Genomic DNA, 8,208 nt, shown 5'->3' with positions numbered 1-8,208 from the left:
TTTTAGCAAAGTAATTTTTAAATCAAATTTTATATCACTTCAATTTATTGTAAGGTTTCTTAAGTTGATGACATTGTACGCCCAAACCCCTTAGATGTTAAATAAGACTAATATTTAGTTCAAGAAGGATAATGGGCTTCGCCCAAACCCCTTAGATGATAAATAAGACTGGTATTTAGTTCAAGAAGGATAATGGGCTTGCGCCCAAACCCCTTAGATGTTTATATCTTTTTTCTGAAATACGTAGGCAGCTATGGAGTAACATATTGCAGCGAAGATAACTAGAAATAAACAACTAAATAGTGGTGTTATATAGGTTACCCCTGCTGATTCGATTATAGAGCTATCCAAAATGGATGATGTTGAGCCATAAGTTGTAAAGAAAAACGGTGATGCTTTTGCCAAGTATGAAATTGAAGATAATATATTTACAACTATAGTGATAAGTATGCTTAAAGTCATTGAAATTGAGCTGCTTCTTAATATTGTAGAGAACAATATAAATAATGAGCAGCAGGCTAAAATATATAAAAGTTGGAATAAGAACATTTGAATAATGAAACTCCAAGTTGTTGTTACGTGAGAACTTCCAAGAACAGGAATAAGCCCTGTGCTATCCTGAGTGAGTTTTATGGCTGAGGATGTATATTTTGTACCAACTAAAACAGGATACATAGGATTATCAAAGCCATATATAATTCCCATTACTAAATAACTTATAAGTTCTATAACGGTAATTATTATCATTGAAGAAACAAGTATTGTCACAAATTTTGAAACAAGTATTTTTCCTCGTGATGCAGGTCTTGTTAAAAGCATCTTCATAGTAGGAGGAGTATATTCTCCAGATACAATATCAGCTGAAAGTATAGCAATTATAATTGGTATAAATAGTGGTCCTAAAAGTTTAAATAAGGCCTGAAGAAAATTAAAAGCTGAAAAAGTTCCATTTGTTTGAGGTTTTATGTTGTGGTCTATAAAATATTGATAAAATATAATTTGCTTGTTATAATTTTCTTTTGCATTATCAGGAGAAATATCTGTTGCAGAGTTTTTTTGATCTCTTAGAGTATCAATATTATTTTTTAAAGTAGTCTTCCAATCCTTGCTGTTGCTTGTTTGTTTCTTTGTTTTTAATTGGTCGATTTCATTATCTAGTTCGCTTATTGATTGTTCTAATTGCTGTTTTTTAGTATTATCAGAGGTTGCGTTTTTTTCTCTTTGAAGTTCGGCTTTTGATTTATTAAGTAAGTTTATTTGAGCATCAGGAGTGCTAAGACTTTGAATTTTTGAGTATGCGAAAGAAAAAAGACCACAAATTAGTGCGAATATTATTATAGTAATAATAAATTTTTTTCTATAGTGCAATTTTATAAATTCATTTTTTATTAACTTATGCATTACTTATTCACTCCCTTTACAAGTTCCATATATCTGTCTTCAAGTTGTTGATGTTTTTTGTATACTTCTTCTATACGTATGCCTTCTTTTGCTAAATCAAGGATTATGTCTGGAATTGAATCACCTTTTGCTTTTATAAGAAAACTTGAAGGAGATTCAGTTTCATCTTGTAATTTGAAGTCTGATATATATGAAATATTTTTTAAGCTATCATTACACTTATCTTTTTCTTTTGTTTTAAGTATAAATTCTTGAAAATCTTCAACGTGAGGTTTATCAGAATTTGATTTATTTAAACCTTCAATGGATTCAATAACACCATTTTTAATGAAGGCAACTGTGTCACAAAGCTGCTCTATTTCAGACAATATATGGGAAGAAACAAAAATCCCAGTATTTGTTTCCTTAGCAGTCCTTTTGAGTATATTTCTAAATTCAATTATTCCAGACGGATCAAGGCCATTTGTTGGTTCATCGAGAATTAAAAGCTTTGGCTTGCTTAGAAGGGAAGATGCTAAACCAAGGCGCTGTTTCATTCCAAGTGAATATTTTTTTACCTTATCATCAAGCCGACCTTTTAAACCAACTAATTCACCAATTTTTTCGATATCATCTTTAGTTATGTTGCTATAAAAATTTGCCACTTGCTCTAAGTTTTGTCTTCCTGTAAGATATAGATATAATTCAGGATTTTCAACTACAGCTCCAACACAAGAGAGGGCTTTTTCTCTTTCTGTTTGCACATTATAATTGTTTATTTTTATAGTTCCTTTGTCAGGATACAGCAGACCAACAACCATTTTTATAGTGGTAGTTTTTCCAGCTCCATTTGGACCAAGGAATCCAAAAATTTCTCCTTCTTTTACCGAAAAGCTTATACCTTTTATTATTTGACTGCTGCCTAATTTTTTATAAATATCAGTTACTTCAAGGACATTGGTCATAAGGTTACCTCCTTTATTAATAAAGAATATTATGGAAAATATAATTTACATACATTAAATAGTATATATAAAGCTTATGAATGTCAATCTTGTAGTTTTTTTAGAAGTAGTCAAAATTAAAGCATATAAATGCAAATGTAATTACGTATAATAGTATATATGCTACATAATAATGTGAACATAATTTCAATATTTTAACAAAAAATTAATAAATAAAAAATATGCATATATTGAAAAGAAAATAAAAAATAATTATAATTAATTCACTTAATAAAATGCAAAAACTAATTTGACATATTGGTTATATAAATTATAATGAGGGATGTGGTAATTATGACAAATAAAAACAACAAGTACGTGCCTGAAATAAAAGGAATTTTAAGAAGTCATATGATTGAAATTCCACCGGTTATTAGAAATGCTACTGGGATTAGAGTTTTTGGTAAAAGACTTAAATCATTTTTATTTTCTACGGATGTTGCAGTCATAAGAAATAACAATGCAGATGCAGTAATAGCTGTTTATCCATTTACTCCACAACCTGTTATAACAGCAGCACTTGTTCTTGCAGCAGACGTACCTGTGTTTTGTGGGGTCGGTGGTGGACTAACATCAGGAAAAAGAGTAGTTAATCTTGCTTTAGATGCTGAATTTAAGGGGGCAATGGGAGTTGTTGTGAATAGTCCTATTCCTAATGACGTTTTAAAGGTTATGAGAGAGACTATAGATATTCCAATAGTTGTTACTGTAGTTTCGGAATATGAAGATGTAAAAGCGAGAATAGATTCAGGTGCGACGATACTTAATGTTTCAGGTGCTAAAAATACAGCGGCTATAGTAAGAAAGATACGAGATCAATTTCCAGAGGTACCTATAATAGCTACTGGAGGACCAAGTGAAAAAACTATTGCTGAAACGATAGAGGCAGGCGCAAATGCGATAACATACACTCCAGAATCAAATGGAGAAATTTTTAGTGAAAAGATGAAAGGATACCGTGAAAAATACGAAATAAGGTAATATTCTTAAATAAATGAGGGTGAAATAGTTGATTATAGTAGAAGGCTCTAACTGTAAACATTGTCCAGAATTTAAAGATAAAAATTGTGATGGTAAAGTAAATGATTGTATGTGCAGAAAATGTCCAAGAAATCTGGGACAATGCCTTACAACTAGATATTGTAGAGAAACAGAATCAGTTATTATGTGAAGGAGGAATTTTAAATTGAACAAAGCTGTAGAAGACAAAATTAAGGAGCTTAAAAGTTACTTAAGCAAAATTGAATATTTAGGATCTGCTTTAGCAGTTTTCTCTTGGGACGATATGGTAAATGCTCCTAAAAAAGCAGTTGAATATAGAAGTAGAGTAACAGCATATTTGGCTGGAGAGTTATATAAGTTAAAAACATCAGATGAAGTTAAAAAGTTCATTGATTTTTTTGATGGAGTTAAAGATGAACTTGACGAAGTTATAACTGCAGCACTTGATAATTTAAAGAGGGAATACTATCAAACTAAAAAAATACCTGATGATGAATATAAAGAATATACTAAGGAATGTTCTGTTTCACTTGCAGCATGGGAAGAAGCAAAAAATAAAAGTGACTTTAACATATTTAAACCTCATCTTAAAAAAATAGTGGATTTTAATAAGAGATTTGTTGAGTACTGGGGCTATGAAGGTAACAAGTATAATGCATTATTAGACAATTATGAACCAGGAATTACAACAGAAAAAGTAGATAAACTTTTTGTGGAAATGAAAGATGGAATAATGGATGTATTAAATAAGATAAAGAAGTCTGGATATACTCCTAGAATTGATTTCTTTACTAAAAGGTTCACTAAAGAGGAGCAAGAAAAATTCTCCAAAATCGTTCTTAAGAAGATGGAGTATGATTATGAAAAAGCAGGAAGAATAGATGAATACATGCATCCATTTACAACTAACTTTGGTAACAAGGATGTAAGAATAACTACTTTTTACGACGAGAATGATTTTAGAAGTGCACTTTTTAGCTGTATTCATGAAGGCGGACATGCTATATATGAACAGGATATACCCGATGATCTTCAAGGAACTCTTCTTAACTGTGGAGTTTCAATGGGAATTCATGAGTCTCAGTCTAGATTTTATGAGAATATAATAGGTAGAAGTAAGCCATTTTGGAAGTATTTTTATCCCGAAGCAACGAAAATGTTTAAACAGTTTGAAGGAGTGTCTTTTGAAGAATTTTATAATGGAATTAATTATGTTGAACCATCACTTATACGAACTGAGGCAGATGAGTTAACATATGGGTTGCATATTATAATAAGATATGAGATAGAAAAAATGCTTATAAACGATGAAATAACTGTTGATGAATTACCAAAGGTTTGGAATAAGAAATATAAGGAATATCTTGGGGTAGAGCCATCAAATGATGCAGAAGGAGTTTTGCAGGATATGCATTGGGCAGATGGAAGCTTTGGATATTTCCCTAGTTATGCTTTGGGAAATCTTTATGGTGCCCAGTTTTTAAATAAAATGAAAAAAGATATGCCAAATGTAGATAAAGATATAGAAAGTGGAGACTTAAGTTCTATACATAACTGGCTTAAAGATAACATCCATAAGTATGGAGCTGTTTATAAACCATCAGAACTTATAAAGAAGGTTACAGGTGAAGAACTTACTTCAAAATATTTTATTGAGTATATAGATAAAAAGTTTGGGAAGATATACTATAAATAAATTATAAAGTGCACAGTGTATAGATAAACAACATGAAAGATTTAAATTCACAATACCAAATTTATGCTGTTAAGTTATGGTTTGACTTAGAGCACAACTGACAGAGTACAGAGCACAGTGAAGGTAAATTTACCTTTCGTTTCTATCTGGTAAATCTTAGAACTTATTTAGTATCAGCTGCGCTGAATATTATGCTTTAAGCCATGCGTGAGCATTAAGTTTTAGATTTTTCAAAGCGATAGCGGAGAAAAATCATCCTTCACTGTCATCTGTCAATTGTACTCTAAGTAAAATCTTATTTTCTAGGATAAATTTGATGTTAGTAATTTAAAACTTCGAGTATCTATAAATACTGTGCACTTTATATATAAAATTAAAATTATTTTAAATTAGGTATTGAGTAAATAATAAGTATATGGTATAATGTAAACGTAATCAGGAATACTGATTATAAATTAGTACTTAAAAGGTTAAGGGTTTTTTAAGGTTAAACTTTGAGAGTTAAAGTTTTTATAAGTTATTTTTCATTTGTGGGTGGTGAAAAGTAACGTGATTTCAATCAAATGTGATCGTAGAGGTTAATTTACCATTAATAAGGTGGGGGTCTTGTTTTTGGTAAGAAGATTTTATTAATTTAGTTACATCTGCGGTAAACGTTTTCTAGGTATAGGTGTAACTTTTTAATTTTATTTATTTTAATTTTAGGGTTTTTTAATCATAGGGGATAGTAAAATATAGTAAAGGCTGCTAGTATAGCAGCCTTTACGGTTTTTTGTAGTTTTATAGAAATTCTATTTTTATAGTATATTTAGAATTACTGTTTAAAATAGACTTAATTATAGTTTCCATTGATTTTCGTGAATTTATAATGGCTTTATTAGAGTATTCAGTTTCATTCATTTTCTCAAGCATAGCTTTCTTTACATTCTCTACCATAACTTCATGCTCTTGAGCAGTTAATTTAATATCCCCAAATCTTAGTAACCCTTTTTCTGGTGTTTCATAAACAGTTTTACTTTCATCAATAGTAACTAATTCTACCTTTGGTTTTGGAATTTTTATTGCTAATATATTATTGTTAGAATCTATATAAATATTAGATGATTTTAATAGGGATAAGTCAACTACATAAACACCTTTTCCTGTAAAGGATATGTTTTGCATCTTTTTGAAAATATCTAGATTACCCCAGCTATTATCTATAGTAGTTTTTTCACTTATCTCAACTTCGGTAGTAATGAGTTTTTGCTTTTGATGAATTTTTTTTATAACTGTGTCTTTTGTAATAAATTTCTTGGATGCATCATTTGCATCTGCGACTATCCAAGGTTTAGAATTCCCTTTGAAAAATCCTGACAACTTATATGAAAAAAAGCACAACAAAATAGTAAATAACAATGCTAATAATATTGTTCTCTTTCGTATATTAAATCTCATAAATATTATTACCTCATTTCTTTTGAAATTTATGATTCCTTTGCTTAAAAATAGCTTGTCCTATGTTAAATATATTTTATCATATTGTAGGACTATGTGATATAATTTAAAATGTATCTTTATTATGAACAAGATAAAGGTTTAATATATATAGATAGACTGCTTAAAAGCTTAAAATTAACAAGAGAGTTTTGTCCACATTTAATTTTCATAAGAAGTATAGAAAACTTGGTTTCATAAAAAATGATTTAATGCCAATACCTACATACTTCTAGAATCAGATATTATGTACCGTCTACTCTATATAAAAGTAAACTTTTCAATACGGGTTAGGTGGAGTTGTATATGTTGAAAGGCAAAAATATAATTATTGAAAAAGCAAATGGACTAAAAAGTGAGTATATAATATCAGATAAGTTTGGAATTACTATAGGAAGAATATTTATAGTAGATTTAAATAATGTTAGTAAGTTTTGTTGTATACGTATAAAATTATACAGACAAGGGGAAAGTATTTTTAAAAGCATTAGAGAAATTTTAAAAATGTTTTTGGATTTCCTGTTTAACAGTAAAGAATTTAATAAAGTTAGTGTTTTAGTAGATGAAGAAATAACAACAAGGCCATTTGTTGATTTAGGTTTTCAACTTGAGGGTATAGTGAGTAAAAGTATAGTAGAAAAAAATGTTTATAAGGATGAGCTTATATTTGGGATAGACTATAAGGTTTATAATGATAATCAAAGAATAAATATTTTAAGACTTTCTGGTAAAGATATAAATGTGAAAGTGCTAACTCCTAATGATGCTACTTGTATGCTTGATTATTACATAAGAAATAGAGAGCACTTGAGATTATTTGAACCGAGTAGAGAGGAAAGCTTTTATACATTTGAAATGCAAAAGCAAATACTCATGGAAGGATATAAACAATATTTAAATGGTGAGGGAATAAACTTTGGTATTTATGTAGAAAATTCACTTATTGGTAAAATTCAAGTTTCAAACATTACATACGGTGTTTTTAAAAGCGCTATTATTGGATATTCTATGGATCAGAAATATCAAGGAAGAGGATGGATGAAGCAGGCTCTTTCTTTAGTTTTAAACTATGCTTTTAATGAAATGGAGCTTCATAGAATAGAAGCATCAACTTTAGTAGATAACATAAAATCTCAAAAGGTCCTACTCGGCTGTGGTTTTGAAAAATTAGGACTAAACAGAAATTACTTATATATAAATGGTGAGTGGAGAGATCATATAACGTTCTATAAAATAAAAAATTCGATGTTATAAACTAAAGATAATTACTTTTATATCTAATTTTTATCTGCAGATGAGTTGAGAATAAGGCATAATATCAGTAAATATCTTTTAAATCAAGGTAAGCTATGCCTGGAGTATCATTATAAAATACAAAGAGAAAAATGGAGAAATACGTTGATTTATGATTGTAATTTTAATAAATAAGGATTATTTTCATAAATTAATATTCTAAACATGATATTATGTTAAACGTCGTCGCGAGATGACAGCACTTAATGAGTTCTGAAAAAACCTTAAAAAAAATGTTGACAGAGCAAGTTAAAAATGATATTATATAAAAGCTGTCTCGTGCAGCACATTGAACTTTGAAAATTAAACAGAGAAGAGATAATGAACCAGCAATTCTTTTGAATAGAAGAAATTCTA

7 protein-coding genes are annotated in these 8,208 nt (G+C 29.2%); 4 read left to right on the top strand and 3 right to left on the bottom strand.

The window, feature by feature from the left end; translation table 11 throughout:
- Positions 1–213 precede the first annotated feature (213 nt).
- On the bottom strand, positions 214–1,401 hold the full coding sequence (locus tag ACJDT4_RS23175) for an ABC transporter permease subunit (protein ID WP_406789995.1): 1,188 nt from the start codon (positions 1,399–1,401) through the stop codon (positions 214–216).
- Entirely contained in the window at positions 1,401–2,345 is a 945-nt protein-coding gene (locus ACJDT4_RS23170) for an ABC transporter ATP-binding protein (protein WP_406789994.1), read from the bottom strand. The genes ACJDT4_RS23175 and ACJDT4_RS23170 overlap by 1 nt, the downstream gene beginning before the upstream one ends.
- A gap of 333 nt (positions 2,346–2,678) precedes the next feature.
- Here ACJDT4_RS23170 and ACJDT4_RS23165 point away from each other — a divergent pair, with 333 nt between their 5' ends.
- From ACJDT4_RS23165 to ACJDT4_RS23155, 3 genes are read left to right on the top strand one after another with little or no spacing between them, the layout of a single operon-like run.
- The gene (locus tag ACJDT4_RS23165; protein WP_406789993.1) at positions 2,679–3,365 is read left to right on the top strand and encodes a hydrolase; all 687 of its coding nucleotides are present in this window, start codon (positions 2,679–2,681) and stop codon (positions 3,363–3,365) included.
- 28 nt (positions 3,366–3,393) lie between these two features.
- The gene (locus ACJDT4_RS23160) at positions 3,394–3,555 is read left to right on the top strand and encodes a hypothetical protein (protein WP_406789996.1); all 162 of its coding nucleotides are present in this window, start codon (positions 3,394–3,396) and stop codon (positions 3,553–3,555) included.
- Between the two features lie 15 nt (positions 3,556–3,570).
- Entirely contained in the window at positions 3,571–5,082 is a 1,512-nt protein-coding gene (locus ACJDT4_RS23155; protein ID WP_406789992.1) for a carboxypeptidase M32, read from the top strand.
- 780 nt (positions 5,083–5,862) lie between these two features.
- Here ACJDT4_RS23155 and ACJDT4_RS23150 read toward each other — a convergent pair.
- Entirely contained in the window at positions 5,863–6,519 is a 657-nt protein-coding gene (locus ACJDT4_RS23150; protein WP_406789991.1) for a DUF4230 domain-containing protein, read from the bottom strand.
- Between the two features lie 345 nt (positions 6,520–6,864).
- Between ACJDT4_RS23150 and ACJDT4_RS23145 the strand changes: the two genes are divergently transcribed.
- A complete protein-coding gene (locus ACJDT4_RS23145) occupies positions 6,865–7,812 on the top strand; it encodes a GNAT family N-acetyltransferase (RefSeq protein WP_406789990.1) in 948 nt (315 codons plus the stop codon).
- Positions 7,813–8,208 lie beyond the last annotated feature (396 nt).

This window comes from Clostridium neuense (assembly GCF_045310695.1).
In the GTDB taxonomy this organism is placed as follows: Bacteria; Bacillota; Clostridia; order Clostridiales; family Clostridiaceae; genus Clostridium_S; species Clostridium_S neuense.
Note: the sequence above shows the minus strand (reverse complement) of the source record. Positions and strands in the feature narration are given on the sequence as shown.

Excerpts from the sequence above, each read along its gene's own strand:
- ACJDT4_RS23175 (WP_406789995.1), bottom strand. The coding sequence starts at position 1,401 with ATGCATAAGTTAATAAAAAATGAATTTATAAAATTGCACTATAGAAAA.
- ACJDT4_RS23170 (WP_406789994.1), bottom strand. The coding sequence starts at position 2,345 with ATGACCAATGTCCTTGAAGTAACTGATATTTATAAAAAATTAGGCAGC.
- ACJDT4_RS23165 (WP_406789993.1), top strand. The coding sequence starts at position 2,679 with ATGACAAATAAAAACAACAAGTACGTGCCTGAAATAAAAGGAATTTTA.
- ACJDT4_RS23150 (WP_406789991.1), bottom strand. The coding sequence starts at position 6,519 with ATGAGATTTAATATACGAAAGAGAACAATATTATTAGCATTGTTATTT.
- ACJDT4_RS23145 (WP_406789990.1), top strand. The coding sequence starts at position 6,865 with ATGTTGAAAGGCAAAAATATAATTATTGAAAAAGCAAATGGACTAAAA.